This window comes from Synechococcus sp. RS9909 (assembly GCF_014279595.1).
GTDB lineage: Bacteria > Cyanobacteriota > Cyanobacteriia > PCC-6307 > Cyanobiaceae > Synechococcus_C.
Genome location: NZ_CP047943.1, coordinates 2461519 through 2475931, shown reverse-complemented (window position 1 = coordinate 2475931; position 14413 = coordinate 2461519). Strand labels below are relative to the sequence as shown.

Genomic DNA, 14413 nt, shown 5'->3' with positions numbered 1-14413 from the left:
CGTATCAAGTGATTGAGGCCGATCTTTATTCTGACTCTGTGACCAGCGGTTACCGTGAGCGTTTGGCGCAGGGGCGCCGGGCGATGGCGCACCTCGTGCATGTCTGGCATGAACGCAATGGTTGGTCGCACAAGGTGTTGCCGGCTCTGGCCGAAACGCTCGACCTCGGTCGGGTGCACAACTCCCAGATCTCCAATCTCCGCAACGGCAAGCTCGCATCTCCGGGGCCGGAGGTCTTCCTCGCCCTCGGGCAGGCCAATGCGGTGCTCGAGGGCGGTCTGGAGCCGCTTCGGGAGCATCTGCAGGAGGTGCATCCGGAATTGCTGCAGGTGTTGGAAGCCGGGCGGGAACCGATGCGCAACAGCGCTGGCCAGGCGCTTGGTGCCGGCGATTTGCTGGAGATCTTCGTAGGGCTGGCGCCGTTGCCTCCTGGGTTCGACTGGCGGATCGATGCCCGGGAGGGCGTGGCCCTCAGTGCGGCCCTCGCCGATCTGCTCTGCAGTGGGCAGTCCTGGCGTCAGTGCCGCGATCAGGTGATGCAGGCCTACCCCCCCAGCAAGCCGCAGCGGCGCGAGCGTTTCGCGGCCGTGATGGCCGGGTTGCGCGATTACTCCGCTGAGGAGCTCGATGGGGAACTCCTCGATCTGCATGCCACCTATGAAGGGCTGGGTGGATCCAGTCAGCGTGGTGCCGAAGGGTTTCTGGCCCAGCTGCGGCAGCGAGCTGCCGCGATGGACGCCAACGCTCAGGGCAGTCCTGAGGGCGCATAACGGGCCTGGCGGATGCGGTGGGCCAGACGCAGTCGGCGCAGCAGGCGGATGTGCAGCCAGGTGATGTCGAGCTCAAACCAGCGCAGACCATGGCGGGCACTGGCCGGATGGGCGTGATGGTTGTTATGCCAGCCCTCGCCGAACGAGAGCAGGGCCACCCACCAGCAATTGCGGGAGAGGTCGGGGCAATCGAAATTGCGGTAGCCACAGGCGTGGGTGGCCGAATTCACCAGCCAGGTGACGTGATACACGATCACCAGGCGCAGCGGAATCGCCCAGAGCACCAACCCCAGGCCGCCGCCATGCACGTCAGCCATCTGGCCGTAGGCGTAGAGGGCCAGGCCCAGGGGAATCTGCAGGAGCAGGAACCAGCGATCAAGCCAGCGATAGAAGGGATCGGCCTGGAGGTCCCCCGCATAGCGGTCGATGTGCTCCAGAGCGGGGATTGCGTGCAGCATCCACTCGCTGTGACTCCACCAGAGGCCGCGGGCGGCGTCGTGGTGGTCGTTGGCTTGGTCGGAGAAGCGGTGGTGATGGCGGTGCAGGCCCACCCATTCGATCGGTCCGCTCTGGCAGGCCAGGGTTCCCATGATCACCAGGGTGCGCTCCAGCCAGCGGGGCACGCTGAGGCTGCGGTGGGCGACCAGGCGGTGCAGGCCGAGGGTCACGCCCAGCACGGTCATCCAATAGAGCACCGCCAGAGCGACAACGCCCTGCCAGCTCCAGAACCGGGGCAGGAGGGCGACGGTGGCCAGCACATGCAGGATGAGCATGAAACTGGTGGTGCCCCATTTGATCCGTCGCTGCCGGCGGGGCAAGGGGCCCCGGGGAGCCATCACCGCCGCACGCATGCGCAGCTCGCGATCGGTGGCGGCAGACGCCAGAGGGGTTGTGACCAAGGAAGACTCCACGAACCGAATCGTCGGTCGCTGCGGTGAGGGCCGCGGCGAACAGGCGTTGGGTTGGAGCTGAGAATGTAGAAGAGCAACGGATGCAGCAGCGAGACGCCGCGATTGATGCTTTTGAGTTCCGATGCTTCGCCTTCCGCCTCGCCCGAGGTGCGGGCCCGCGCTCTGGTGCAGCGTGTGGCGGCGCAACAGGCGCCCGTTGCCGCCGCCCGCACGGCTGGGGTGGGCTTGCGCCTGGAGCGGATCCTGGCGGCCTTCGCGGCGGAGCGGGTCGGCACCCAGCATTTCGCCTCCCTGACGGGGTATGGCCATGGCGATCAGGGGCGTGAGGTGCTCGATCGGGTCTTCGCGCGGGTGTTGGGGGCGGAACAAGCAGCGGTGCGCCTGCAGTTCGTCAGTGGCACCCATGCCATCGCCGCCGCCTTGTTCGGTGTGCTGCGCCCCGGCGATCGGATGCTGTCGATCACTGGTCGGCCTTACGACACCCTGGAGGAGGTGATCGGCCTGCGCGGAGAGGGTCAGGGGTCCCTGGTCGACTTCGGCGTCGACTACGCCGAATGCGATCTGAACCCCGATGGTTCGCTGGATCTACAGGCGCTGGATCAGGCCCTGGACCAGCCCATCCGCCTGATCCTGATTCAGCGCAGCTGCGGCTACAGCTGGCGGCCGTCTGTTTCGATCGCGCAGATCGAAGCGGTGTGCCAGCGCATTCATGCCCGCCAGCCGGAGTGCGTCTGCTTCGTTGACAACTGTTATGGCGAGCTGGTCGAAGAGCGGGAGCCGCCTGCTGTGGGTGCCGATCTGATCGCCGGCTCCCTGATCAAGAATCTGGGCGGCACCCTGGCGCCCACCGGTGGTTATGTGGCCGGTCGCGCTGAGCTGGTGGAACGGGCCTGCTGTCGGCTCACCGCCCCTGGGATCGGCAGTGAGGGCGGCACCGGATTTGATCTGCACCGACTGATCCTGCAGGGGCTGTTTCTCGCCCCCCAGATGGTGGCGGAAGCGCTCATCGGCGCCGAACTGGTGGCTGGCACGTTCGCCGCCCTGGGCTATCCGGTGCAACCGTCTCCGGGTGCGCACCGGAGCGACCTGATTCAGGCGGTGCAGCTCGGCGATCCCGAAGCCCTCAAGGTGGTGTGCCGAGCGTTTCAGGCCTGCTCTCCAGTGGGCGCCTATCTCGATCCGGTGCCTGCGGCCATGCCCGGCTATGCCAGTGATCTGGTGATGGCCGGCGGCACCTTCATCGACGGCAGCACCAGTGAGTTTTCCGCCGATGCTCCCCTGCGGGAGCCTTTCAACCTCTATGTGCAGGGCGGCACCCATCGCAGCCATCTCGAACTGGCTCTGATCCGAGCGCTGGTGGCGCTCGAGGAGGCACGACTGGTGGATCTACCCCACACTGGGTGAGGTGTCTGCCCGCTTCCGGCCCGATGGCCTTCGATTTTCCTGACCAGTTCCGCTTCGCCGACAGCCATGAATATGCCCATCGCGATGGCGATCTGGTGCGGGTGGGCCTCAGTGCCTTTGCGGTGGATCAGCTCGGCGACATCGTGTTTGTCGATCTCCCCGATGTGGGTGCCAGCCTGAATCGCGGCACCGGTTTCGGATCGGTGGAGTCGGTGAAGGCGGTGGAAGACATGTATGCCCCCCTCAGCGGCGAAGTGGTGCAGCGCAATGAAGCGGTGCTGGCCAGCCCGGAGGAACTGCAGAACGACCCCCATGGGGAGGGGTGGTTGCTGGTGATCCGCCCTGCTGACGCGTCGCAGCTGGCTGAATTGATGGATGCGGCCACCTACGCCACCAAGATCGCCGCTTCCTGAACGGCAGACGGTCTGCGGTTTCGTTCCCTACAGTCGCGCCTGCTGCTCAAAGGCCGTGACCCTTCTGGAACAGCGCTGCGTCGCCTCTGCAGAAGCCATTGAGCAACACAGGCTGTCGCCTTTTGTGGAGCGGCATCTCGGACCTGATCCGGAGCAGCAGCAGTGCATGCTCCAGGCTCTCGGGTTCGCGTCGTTGGAAGACTTTGTGCGGGCGGTGGTGCCCGCCGACATCCTCGATGCCGAGCCGCCACTGGAGGCCATGCCCGAGGGTGTGGCTGAAGCACAGGCTCTTGCGGAGCTGCGCAAGATCGCTGCGGCGAACCGTCTGCATCGTTCCCTGATCGGTCTCGGGTATCACGACACGGCGACGCCGGCCCTGATTCAGCGCCACGTGCTGGAGAATCCGGCCTGGTACACGGCCTACACCCCGTATCAGGCTGAGATTGCCCAGGGGCGGTTGGAGGCTCTGCTCAATTTCCAGACCCTGATCAGCGAGCTCACCGGGCTGCCGATCGCCAATGCGTCTTTGCTCGATGAGAGCACGGCCTGCGCTGAAGCGATGAGCCTCAGTCTGGCTGTGTGTAAGCGCCCGCAGGCGTGTCGCTTTCTGGTGGATGCGGCCGTGCTGCCCCAGACGTTGGCGGTTCTCGAGACCCGGGCCACGCCGCTGGGGGTCAGCCTGGAGGTGGGCGAGCCTGATGCCTTCCGCTGGGACGAGGACGTGTTCGGGGTGTTGCTCCAACTTCCCGGTCGCAACGGCCATCTCTGGGATCCATCGGCGCTGATCGCTGCGGCCCATGCGCACGGTGCTCTGGCCACCGTGGCGATTGATCCCCTGGCCCAGGTGCTGCTCGCTCCCGTCGGGTCACTCGGAGCTGATATCGCTGTGGGCAGCGCTCAGCGCTTCGGTGTGCCCATGGCCGGCGGCGGTCCCCATGCCGCCTTTTTTGCCACCCGTGAGATCTACAAGCGTCAGGTGCCCGGCCGGATCGTCGGTCAGTCGGTGGATGCGGAAGGCCGCCCGGCATTGCGCCTGGCTCTGCAGACCCGGGAGCAACACATCCGCCGCGACAAAGCCACCAGCAACATCTGCACCGCCCAGGTGCTGCTGGCGGTGATGGCGTCGTTTTACGCGATTCATCACGGTCCGGATGGCCTCGCGGTGATTGCCCGGCGCCTGGTGGGGCAGCGCATCGCCCTGGAGCGGGGTCTGGTGGCCCTTGGCTATCCGTTGCCTCAGGCCCCCCGCTTCGATGGCTTCGATGTGGTCACTCCCCTGGCCCCCGCTGTGCATCAACGCGCAAGCGAGTGCGGTTTCAATCTGCGCGTGCTGCCCGATGGGGCTCCTGTGGAGCAGGCGGAGGGCTTTGGACTCAGCCTTGATGAGCTCAGCGATCCAGGCGAGCTGCAGGCGCTGTTGACCGTGCTGGCGGAGGTGGTCGATCAGCCCGTTCCCGTCCTGGATCCCCTGGCGATGGCAGCGGAGACGGTCGATCTGGAGCAGGCTCTTCCCGCGCTTCCTCTGCGCCGCGGCCGCTGGCTCCAACAGCCGGTGTTCCAGCGCTACCGCAGCGAAACCGAGCTGCTGCGCTACATCCAGCGGCTGGTGAGCCGGGATCTTTCGCTGGTGCACAGCATGATCCCCCTGGGGAGCTGCACCATGAAGCTCAACGCGGCGGCTGAACTGGTGCCGGTGAGCTGGCGCTCGTTCTCCGCCCTCCATCCCTTTGCGCCAGCGGAGCAGTGCCGGGGCCTGCAGCACCTGGTGCACGATCTGGAAGGTTGGCTGGCGGCTCTTACCGGTTTTGCGGCGGTGTCATTGCAGCCCAATGCCGGTTCCCAGGGTGAATATGCCGGTCTGCTGGTGATCCGGGCCTGGCACCGCTCCCGCCAGGACGCCCATCGCGATGTCTGTCTGATTCCCACCAGCGCCCATGGCACCAATCCCGCCAGTGCGGTGATGGCCGGCCTGCGCGTTGTGCCGGTGGCCTGTGATGCGCAGGGCAATGTGGATGTGGAGGATCTGCGGGCCAAGGCGGAGCAGCACAGTGCCTCCCTGGCGGCCCTGATGGTCACCTATCCCTCAACCCATGGGGTGTTTGAAACCCGGATCCGCGAGATCTGCGATCTCGTGCATCAGCACGGTGGTCAGGTGTATCTCGATGGTGCCAACCTCAACGCCCAGGTGGGTCTTTGCCGGCCCGGTGCCTACGGGGCTGATGTTTGCCATCTGAATCTGCACAAAACCTTCTGCATTCCCCACGGTGGTGGTGGCCCCGGGGTTGGTCCGATCGGCGTGGCGGCGCACCTCCAACCGTTCCTGCCCGGCCACCCCCTGGTGGCCTGCGGCGGCGACCAGGGAATCACGCCCGTGTCTGCTGCACCCTGGGGAAGTGCGGGCATCCTGCCGATCAGCTGGATGTATCTGCGTTTGATGGGGCCGCGCGGTCTGCGGCGGGCGTCAGCTGTGGCGCTGTTGGCCGCCAATTACCTCGCCCATCGGCTCGGCGATCACTACCCGGTGCTGTTCCGCGGTGACGCAGGCCTCGTCGCCCATGAGTGCATCCTGGATCTGCGCGACCTCAAGCGTTCCGCCGGCCTGGATGTGGATGACATCGCCAAGCGCTTGATGGATTACGGCTTCCATGCGCCCACGGTGAGCTGGCCGGTGGCGGGAACGGTGATGGTGGAACCCACAGAGAGTGAAAGCTTGCCGGAACTGGATCGCTTCTGCGACGCCATGATCGCGATCCGTGCCGAGGCGGCTGCGATCGAATCCGGCGATGTGGATCGCCAGAACAACCCCCTCAAGCGTGCGCCCCACACCCTGGCTGCGGTCACAGCTGACCACTGGGATCGTCCTTATTCGCGCCGTGAAGCGGCGTACCCGATGGCTGATCAACGGGAGGCCAAGTTCTGGCCCCATGTGGCCCGGATCGACAATGCTTTCGGTGATCGCAACCTGATCTGCACCTGTCCGTCTGTTGAGGAGCTGGCGGCAGCCCAACCGGCAGGGTAAATTTTTACCGAAATCGGAAATAATCATTGCCGATTTCAGCCCCGGTGTTTGTGCATCACCACACTGTGCGGCATCAGCAACCTTGTCGAGGGGACATGGCCAGCAAGCACACTCCAGCCACCACTCCCATTACCAAAGTTCCGGAGCTTCCGGATTGTCTTGAAGCGGCTCTCCAGCGGGGTCACACCCTGCATGTGGAGGGCACCAACGTTGTGCGCGTGCCTTTTGGTGTGCGTCAGGCGCGCCGTGAGCGGCCCGGTCGTCCGCAGCGTTGGGCCACCCTGGTGCTGCCATTCCAGCCCCTCGGCTCGCCCACACCGCCGCCGCAAGCCGCCTGAGCCAGCGCGTTGCGCTGGCGCGTTCGGATCAGGCCGACCTGATCAGGCTGGTGCTTTCAGACAGACGCCAGTCGATCAGCGCTTTCACATCCTCCAGCGAGCAGGTGGGCGTGCGAAAGGGCAGCAGCGTCATCGGACTGCGTTCGGGCCTCACCAGCCAGGTGCCATTGGCCTGGGTCAGCAAAAGAAAGCCCCGATAACGCACAGGGGGTCGAGGCTCTGTGGCGGTTCCCATCGCAGCGGGACAGCATCAAGTCAAAGCTATTTCAACCCACCACATCTGGTGTGGTGCTGAACTTTCGAGAATCTTCGGGATCGCCTTCACGCGGTGTTGCGTTCCCTTGGCTTCAGGCCAGTGCAAACAGCAGCAGATCGCTGGCCTCCACAGCCTCCAGGCCGTTTCCGGGAATCGAATCGTTCGGGAGGCCGAGGCCATCACCGCGACGCAGCTGGGCTGGCAGCGGTTCTGCGGCTGCATTCAGCCCGAGCTGACCGTCGATGACCTGAAGCCAACTTGAGCCTGTCAGGTCGGTGGGCCAATCGAGGCTGGCACCCGCTTTGATCTGAGCGCGCCACAGGCGCACCGGGCGAGCGATCGCCAGAGCTCCATCCTTGCGATCCGGGTCCAGCAGGCGGGTCCAGCCCGACCCCAGTGGCATCGGCTGTTGCTCATAGGCGGGGCTGAGCCCGGTCTGGGTCGGCTCAATCCAGATCTGCAGCAGCCTGCAGGGATCGGGGCTCTGGTTGATTTCGCTGTGCACGATGCCGGTGCCGGCACTCATGCGCTGCACTTCCCCCGCCCGCAGCACGGCGTTGTGACCCATGGAGTCGGTGTGGGTCAGTTCCCCCTCCACCATCACGGTGATGATCTCCATGTCACGGTGGGGATGCATGCCGAAGCCCCGACCGGCGGCGATGGTGTCGTCGTTGATCACGCGCAGGGGGCCATAGCCTATCCAGTCGGGGTGGTGGTGGCCCGCGAAGGAAAAGCTGTGCCAGGAGTCCAGCCACGCGAGGGCGCTGTGGAAGCGCTCGTCGGCGGGGCGGAACAGCGGTTGTGGAGGGGGCAGCGCAGACACCATGGCTGGGTTGAGGGTGAGGGGCTCAAACCTGGAGAGGCTGTTTCTGAATCAGGCGTTGGAGCAGATCCTGGAGGCTGTCGTCCTTTGCTGGCTTGGCGTAGTTGCTCAGCAATTGGCGGCCCACCACTTCGGCGCCGAGATGGGTGAGCTGGATGCGCAGGGCATGGAGCAGGGCCATGCCCCCGCCTCCGGAGAAGGTGGCCATGGCGATCGGCCGACCGTTGAACAGGCTGCGGAAGTCATCCCCCTGCACCGACAACCAGGCGATGGCGCTGGTGAGAGAGGGGGGGATGGATCCGTTGTATTCAGGGGCGCAGATCACCCAGCGTGGCGTCGCCATCAGTTGCTCCTGCAGGGGAGCGACGGCTGCCGGCGTGCCCTTCTCCTGGGCCCGGGGGGTGTAGAGGGGCAGATCGAGGCTGGTGAGATCGAGCAGCTCGGCCTGTTGCCCCAGCTGTTCGGCCTGTTCCACGAAGCGCTGCGCCAGTTTGAGGTTTTCACCATTGCTGGCGGTGATCACCAGGAGATCGGGGCTGGTGGCAGACATGGCGTGAAGAGGTGCTGGGGCTGAAACTAGGTCGAGCGGCAGCGCGGGCTCAGGCGGCTTTCAGTTCCGCTTCCCGGTAGGGCACAAAGCTGGCTTTGCGGGCGCCGCAGATCGGGCAGGTCCAGTCGTCTGGAATCGCTTCAAACGGCGTGCCTGGAGTAATGCCGGAGTCGGGGTCGCCCTGGGCGGGGTCGTAGATCATCGAGCACACCTTGCAGATCCAGAGGCCGGCGACCGGCTCATCGGCCTCACCGGCCTCCCCTTTGCCTTGCAGCGCTTCGAGGGCGACGCCGTAGCGCTCAGCATGATGCTGCTCGACCGGTGCGAGCAGGCCGAAATTCTTGGCGGCGGTGCGGAACATGCCGGCGTGTTCCTTGGATTCGTCGATCTGGTCGTTGAATTCAGCTTCGGCACCGCCATCGCGATCGCTGCGGGCCTGGGCGGCGAACTCGGGGTACATGGTGGTGTACTCGTAGGTTTCACCTTCGATGGCCAGTTCCAGGCAGCGGGCCAGCATCGCCTGCTTGGCTTCGTCGCTCAGGCTGGCCGGATCGTCGATCACCAGCTCGGGGTGGAGCAGGCGGAAGTGGGCGAAGGCGTGCTCGGTTTCCTGGGCGGCGGTGTCGCGGAAGAGTTTGGCCAGTTCGGTGTTGCCGAGCTTCTTGGCCACATCGGCGAAGAAGAGATATTTGCGGTTGGCCATGCTCTCGCCGCCGAAGGCGGCTTCGAGGTTGGCGTGGGTGGCCGCGTTGTTCAGGTCCATGGCTGGGTGGGAAGCAACATCAGCAGCTTAGCCGAACTCATAACGAGTATGAGTTGGTCTTCAGATGCTGATGTTCGGATTGTGGTTCAAGCCGGACCTCGGCTCAGTAGTTGGCGCCACTGCGACGATGGTGCACGGCGGTTTGTCCATCGCTGTCGAGCACGCCGCCCTCTCGGACTTCGGCATAGATCAGCCAGTGGTCGCCGCATTCCATGCGTTGTTTCACCTCTGCTTCGAGCCAGGCCAGGGCGTCCGGCAGCAGGGGCTGGTCCGCCGGACTGCGCGATACCTCCAGGCCTGCGAAGCGATCGTCTCCGGGCGCAAACGGTCGTAGGAACTGCTTCATTGGCCCGCTTTCGCGGCCCTCCGCCAGCACGTTGAGGGCGAAGCGATCGCCCTTGTGCAGCAGTGCTTCCACGGCCCGATCTTTGGCCACGGCCACGGTGATGCCCGGTGGCGTAAAGCTCGCCTGGCTCACCCAGCTGGCCACCATGGCACCGGTCTGGCTGCTTTCTGCCGTCCCCTTGCGGGCAGTGAGCACACAGAGCGACCCCACCACCCGGCCCAGGGCCAGCACAGCCGGGTCGCTGCGGCTTTCGCTCAGGCCTCCGGCCGAGCGGCGCTGTTGCTTGCGGCGTTCCTGTTGCAGTTGTCTGGCGAAGCGTGTGCCCGTCTCCTCCAGGGTGCGCACGGTGCCGGCATCGGGGCTGAATTTGATCCGGATCGGTTCGAAGCCGAAGCTGAAGCCGCCATCGCGCAGCTTGCTCTCGAGCAGATCGAGGGCTTCGCCACTCCAGCCGAAGCTGCCGAACACGCCCACCGGTTTGCTGCGATCCCCCTCCGCTAGCACGGTGCCCAGGGCGGAGACGATCGGGGTCGGCGCATGGCCCCCCAGGGTTGGTGAGCCGATCAGAATCGCGTCGGCTTTGCGGATCGCCTGCACCAGATCGTCGGCGGGCGTGAATTCGCAGTTGAGGCTGCTGACGCGCACACCCGTGCGTCCGATGCCGCGGGCGAGGGCATCGGCGATCGCTGCAGTGTTGCCGTAGGCGCTGGCGAAGAGCAGTACCACCGTGAGCGCTGCCTTGTGCTGGCGTTCACCCCAGCGGCGGTAGTCGCTGAGCAGGCTGCGCCAGCTGGCTTCGATCGCCGGTCCGTGGCCGGGCGCGATCGTGCGGATGTCGAGTTCCTCGAGCCGTTCCACCACGCTGTCCACCTGGGTGGCCATCGAGGCCATCAGGCAGTCGTAGAAGTGGCGCCGTTCCTCTTCGGTGTCGTTGCGGCTGGCTTCGGCCCAGGTGCTGGTGCAGAGGTGGGCGGCGAAGAACTTGTCGCTCATCAGCAGGCCGTCCGATTCCTCGAAGGCCAGGAGGCCGCCCGGCCAGCGCGGGGTGGGAGCGGGAAGCAGCAGCAGCCGACGACCCTCCGCCAGGGGCAGGGTCGTCTCCTGACGGATCACCCGCAGCGTGGGTAGTGCCGGCAGTGGGGGGCGGTGGTCGTCCTCCCCTGGAGGCAGGGGTTTGCGTTGATGCCAGAGCTCCTCCAGCAGCTTGGCGCCGGGGTTGGAACTGATCAGTTCCAGGCCGGGGTAGTGCTCCGCCAGCTTGTGCAGCAGGGCCACCCGGTTGGGGTTCACATGGCCCACCACCACCTGCAGCGCCTGGGCCTCCCCTGGGGTTGTGGTCGTGGAGAGGTGGCGGGCGAGGGCGGGCAGGAACACCTCGGCGTAGGCGACACCGGGTGGATGCACCAGAACGGCGGGGCAGGGCTGCCCATCGGCGTCTGTGCCGGCGGCATACAGAAAGCTGTTGGCGGTGCTGCCGCGCTCAAGGGAATATTCGAGCTCGAAGCGCAGGCGCTGGGGGCTCAACCCCCTCAGGGTGATCAGGCCCCGGTCGAGCGGCAGGTCAATGACTTCCCTGCCGGAGCTGTCCTGAAGGCTGGCGCTGGCAGTGGGCATCAGTAGTGGTTCCCCACTTTGCGGTGGTGGACGGCGGTGCGGGCATCGGCATCCGCCACGTTGCCCTGCTCCACCACGGCGTAGATGATCCAGTGGTCAGGCCCCTCCATGCGTTGGTCAACACGGCAGCTCAGGTAGGCGAGCGCATCGCCGAGCACCGGGCCGCCGGCGGCCACGCCTTCCAGGGTGTTGATGCCGGCGAAGCGATCGGCACCCGGTGGGAAGCGCTTGAGAAAGTGACGCAGCAGCGGTTGGTGGTTGTCGTCGCGGAGCACATTCAGCACAAAGCGATCACCCACCTGCATCAGGGTTTCGATCGCCCGGTCTTTGGCGACCGCAATCGTGAGGCCCGGAGGCGAGAAGCTGGCCTGGCTCACCCAGCTGGCCACCATGGCGCTGCGGCGGCGGCTGCCGTTTTCGCCCTGGCTCGCCGTCACCACGTAGAGGCCACCACTGAGGCGTCCCAGGGCTTTGTCGAGATCACCATCCAGGCTTTTCATCGCTGCGATCGCCTTGTCTCGCGTCAGCAGCTGCCCCAGGTCGGTGCCGGCTTCTTCGCAGCGCTGGTAATCCTCTCCATCGGGAAGCTGGCGGATCCGCAAAGGCGCAAACGCTTCCTTCTGGCCCTGGCTGCGCAGTTGGCTGGCCACGGCATCAATCGGTTCGTCATTGCCGCCGAAGGCGTCATACACGCCCACCAGCTGTTTGGGATGCAACGCCGCCAGCAGGGTGCCGATGGAGGCCTGGAAGTCGCTGTCGGCTTCCGCCGGCCAGGTGGGCACCACCACCGCTTTGGCATCACCGATCAGGGCCGTGAGTTCCTGGGCATCGGTGGCGCGCAGGTCCACCAGCTGCACCTGGGCTTCGGCCTTGCCGATGCCGTGGGCGATCGCCTGGCTGAGCCGGTCGCAGAAGCCGTATTGGCTGAGATAGCAAACGGCGGCGTAGCTCTCCCCCTGGCTGCGCACACTGCTCCATTCGCGGTAATCGCTGATCCAGTGGCTGAGGTGGTGGCGCAGCAGCGGGCCATGGCCCACGGCGATGGTGTGGATTTCCGGCAGGCCATCCATGCGCTTGAGCGCCTGCAACACGCTGCGGGCGTTGGGGCCCATCAGGCAGTCGTAATAAAAGCGGAAGTCCGGTGCGATCGCGCCCGGGTCCAGATCAAAGACTTCGTCTGAGCAGTAGTGCAGACCGAAGGCATCGCAGGTGAAGAGGATGCCGGTGCCGTGATCGAAGGAGAAGATCGTGTCGGGCCAGTGCAGGTTGGGGGCACTCAGAAACTCGAAGCGGTGCTGCACGCCGCTGGCTGGGTTGGTGCCCAGATCGAGCTCCTCGCCGCTCTTCACCGCCCGGCTCCTGAAGGGGCGGTGCACCTGGTTCTCCAGGAACTGGATCGCCACCTTCGAGGCCACGATCTCGATTTCGGGGTTGAGGTCGATCAGATGTCCGATCAGCCCCGAATGATCGGGCTCGGTGTGGCTCACGATCAGGTGATCGATCGCTTTCGGATCGATCTGCTCCTGCAGCAGCGGCAGCCAGGTGCTCTTGAACTTGAGGTGGCTGCTGTCGATCAGGGCGGTGCGCTCACCCCGCACCAGAAAGCTGTTGTAGGTGGTGCCGTTGCGCAGGCCGAATTCGATGTCGAAGCGACTGCGGTCCCAGTCGAGCGAGCGGATCGTGGTGGTGTCGGCCCCGATCACCTCGCACTGCAGGCTGAGTCGGCCGGTGGCAGCTGCCATCCCATTGCGTGCGGCGAACCTCGACTGTAGAAACAGTGTTCGTTTTCAGACCTGGCCGACGCTCGTGCGTTACATCGCCGCCCAGGCGGCCTGAGGGCCCGTGATGGGGCGGCAGCGGAGGATGGCCGTCCGTGCGCTGGCGATCATGACCACAACCGTTGACCGGGGCTGGCGCGGACTGCGTCAGAGCCTGGGGCCGGGAATCCTGTTGGCAGGGGCCTGCATCGGCGGCTCCCATCTGATGTCGTCCACCACCGCCGGTGCCCGTTTCGGTTTTGCCCTGGTGGGTCTGATCCTGCTCACCAACCTGCTCAAGTACCCGTTCCTGCTGGTGGGCAGTCGCTTCACGGCGGCCACCGGGCAGTCGCTCCTGGAGGGATTTCAGGCCCGCAGCCGCGCCTATCTGCCCCTGTATCTGATCGTGAGCCTGGTGACGGGCACCCTCACCATCGCCGCGGTGAGTTTCGTGGCCGGGCTCCTGCTCACGACTGTGCCGGTGCTTGCCGGCTTCGATCCCTACGGCCTGGCGATTGCCGTATTGCTGGTCAGTGCGCTGCTGCTCCTTCTTGGCCATTACCGCGCCCTCGACCGGATCTCGAAAGTGTTGGTGGCGCTGCTCACCCTGCTCACCGGCGTCGCGGCCTTCACCTTGCTGATCCGCGGGCCCGTGGCGGATGTGGCCACCAGCTGGTCCGCGGCCGATCCCAGTCCCTGGACCTGGGCCAACCTCGGTTTTCTGATCCCTCTGATGGGGTGGATGCCGGGGCCGGTGGAGATGTGTGTGTGGCCATCGCTGTGGATGTTCTCGCGCGCCCGCGACAGTCATCACACCGCCAGTCGTCAGGAGGCTGAATTTGACTTCAATCTGGGCTACGCCGTCACGGTGGCGACGGCCCTGTTCTTCGTGATTCTTGGTGCTTACACCATGTATGGCACCGGTGACGGGATGCTCTCCGCCAGTGGTGTGTCGTTCGCGCAGAAGCTGATCCGGCTTTACACCGAAGCGATGGGCGGCTGGGCCGCCTGGGTGATCATTCCGGCCGCGTTCTCGGCCATGTTCAGCACCACCCTCACCTGTCTGGATGCCTATCCGCGCAGCATTTCGGCGATTCAGGGCCTGCTCCAGGGCAAGGATCGGGGCGATGCGGCGCCGGGTCCTCAGCGGCGCCGCCTGGCGCTCTGGGTGGTGCTCCACTTCCTCGCCTCCGTGCTGGCCCTGTTGCTGGCATCAAGCGGTGGTGTGGGGGTCACGGATTTTGTGTTCGGAGCGATGACCGGCAGCTTTGTCACCGCCCCGCTGTTCGCCTGGATGGCGATGGACACGATGAACAGTGCCCTGGTGCCGCTGGAGCACCGTTACGGACCCTGGATGCGGGGATTGTGCTGGCTGGGGCTGGTGTTCTTTGTGCTGTTCACGCTGGTGTTCATTGGCCACGACCTGCTCGGTGTTGGCCGCTGAACATC

The 14413-nt window shown here is 65.5% G+C and carries 13 protein-coding genes; 6 read left to right on the top strand and 7 right to left on the bottom strand.

The window, feature by feature from the left end:
- Positions 1-38 precede the first annotated feature (38 nt).
- Positions 39-770 (top strand): hypothetical protein, encoded by a 732-nt coding sequence (locus SynRS9909_RS13125; RefSeq protein WP_050752604.1) that lies wholly within the window; start codon positions 39-41, stop codon positions 768-770.
- Here SynRS9909_RS13125 and SynRS9909_RS13120 read toward each other — a convergent pair.
- Positions 746-1621 (bottom strand): fatty acid desaturase, encoded by an 876-nt coding sequence (locus SynRS9909_RS13120; protein ID WP_186593849.1) that lies wholly within the window; start codon positions 1619-1621, stop codon positions 746-748. The two genes, SynRS9909_RS13125 and SynRS9909_RS13120, sit on opposite strands and share 25 nt — an antisense overlap.
- A 165-nt stretch (positions 1622-1786) precedes the next feature.
- On the opposite strand from SynRS9909_RS13120, the gene SynRS9909_RS13115 reads away from it, so the two are divergent.
- From SynRS9909_RS13115 to SynRS9909_RS13100, 4 genes are all read left to right on the top strand, one after another.
- Positions 1787-3085, top strand: coding sequence for an aminotransferase class I/II-fold pyridoxal phosphate-dependent enzyme (locus SynRS9909_RS13115; protein WP_007101251.1), 1299 nt, complete (start codon positions 1787-1789; stop codon positions 3083-3085).
- A 23-nt stretch (positions 3086-3108) separates the two neighbouring features.
- Complete coding sequence (gene gcvH, locus SynRS9909_RS13110) at positions 3109-3498, top strand: glycine cleavage system protein GcvH (protein WP_007101252.1); 390 nt, start codon at positions 3109-3111, stop codon at positions 3496-3498.
- A gap of 55 nt (positions 3499-3553) precedes the next feature.
- On the top strand, positions 3554-6517 hold the full coding sequence (gene gcvP / locus SynRS9909_RS13105; protein WP_007101253.1) for an aminomethyl-transferring glycine dehydrogenase: 2964 nt from the start codon (positions 3554-3556) through the stop codon (positions 6515-6517).
- A 95-nt stretch (positions 6518-6612) separates the two neighbouring features.
- The gene (locus SynRS9909_RS13100) at positions 6613-6855 is read left to right on the top strand and encodes a hypothetical protein (RefSeq protein WP_007101254.1); all 243 of its coding nucleotides are present in this window, start codon (positions 6613-6615) and stop codon (positions 6853-6855) included.
- A gap of 28 nt (positions 6856-6883) precedes the next feature.
- Here SynRS9909_RS13100 and SynRS9909_RS13095 read toward each other — a convergent pair whose 3' ends face one another.
- The 6 genes from SynRS9909_RS13095 to SynRS9909_RS13070 all read right to left on the bottom strand — a co-directional run bounded on the left by SynRS9909_RS13095 (position 6884) and on the right by SynRS9909_RS13070 (position 12949).
- Entirely contained in the window at positions 6884-7090 is a 207-nt protein-coding gene (locus SynRS9909_RS13095) for a hypothetical protein (protein ID WP_038001013.1), read from the bottom strand.
- Between the two features lie 112 nt (positions 7091-7202).
- On the bottom strand, positions 7203-7937 hold the full coding sequence (locus SynRS9909_RS13090; protein WP_007101256.1) for a pirin-like bicupin family protein: 735 nt from the start codon (positions 7935-7937) through the stop codon (positions 7203-7205).
- A gap of 22 nt (positions 7938-7959) precedes the next feature.
- Positions 7960-8484, bottom strand: coding sequence for an NADPH-dependent FMN reductase (locus SynRS9909_RS13085; RefSeq protein ID WP_007101257.1), 525 nt, complete (start codon positions 8482-8484; stop codon positions 7960-7962).
- Between the two features lie 49 nt (positions 8485-8533).
- Positions 8534-9247 carry a rubrerythrin family protein gene (locus SynRS9909_RS14130; RefSeq protein ID WP_007101258.1) on the bottom strand — a complete coding sequence of 238 codons (714 nt, stop codon included), beginning with the start codon at positions 9245-9247 and terminating at the stop codon, positions 8534-8536.
- 103 nt (positions 9248-9350) lie between these two features.
- On the bottom strand, positions 9351-11207 hold the full coding sequence (locus SynRS9909_RS13075) for a diflavin flavoprotein (protein ID WP_007101259.1): 1857 nt from the start codon (positions 11205-11207) through the stop codon (positions 9351-9353).
- The gene (locus SynRS9909_RS13070; RefSeq protein ID WP_007101260.1) at positions 11207-12949 is read right to left on the bottom strand and encodes a diflavin flavoprotein; all 1743 of its coding nucleotides are present in this window, start codon (positions 12947-12949) and stop codon (positions 11207-11209) included. The genes SynRS9909_RS13075 and SynRS9909_RS13070 overlap by 1 nt, the downstream gene beginning before the upstream one ends.
- A 145-nt stretch (positions 12950-13094) precedes the next feature.
- Between SynRS9909_RS13070 and SynRS9909_RS13065 the strand changes: the two genes are divergently transcribed.
- Positions 13095-14408 (top strand): NRAMP family divalent metal transporter, encoded by a 1314-nt coding sequence (locus tag SynRS9909_RS13065; RefSeq protein WP_038001791.1) that lies wholly within the window; start codon positions 13095-13097, stop codon positions 14406-14408.
- The last annotated feature ends 5 nt before the right edge of the window (positions 14409-14413 follow it).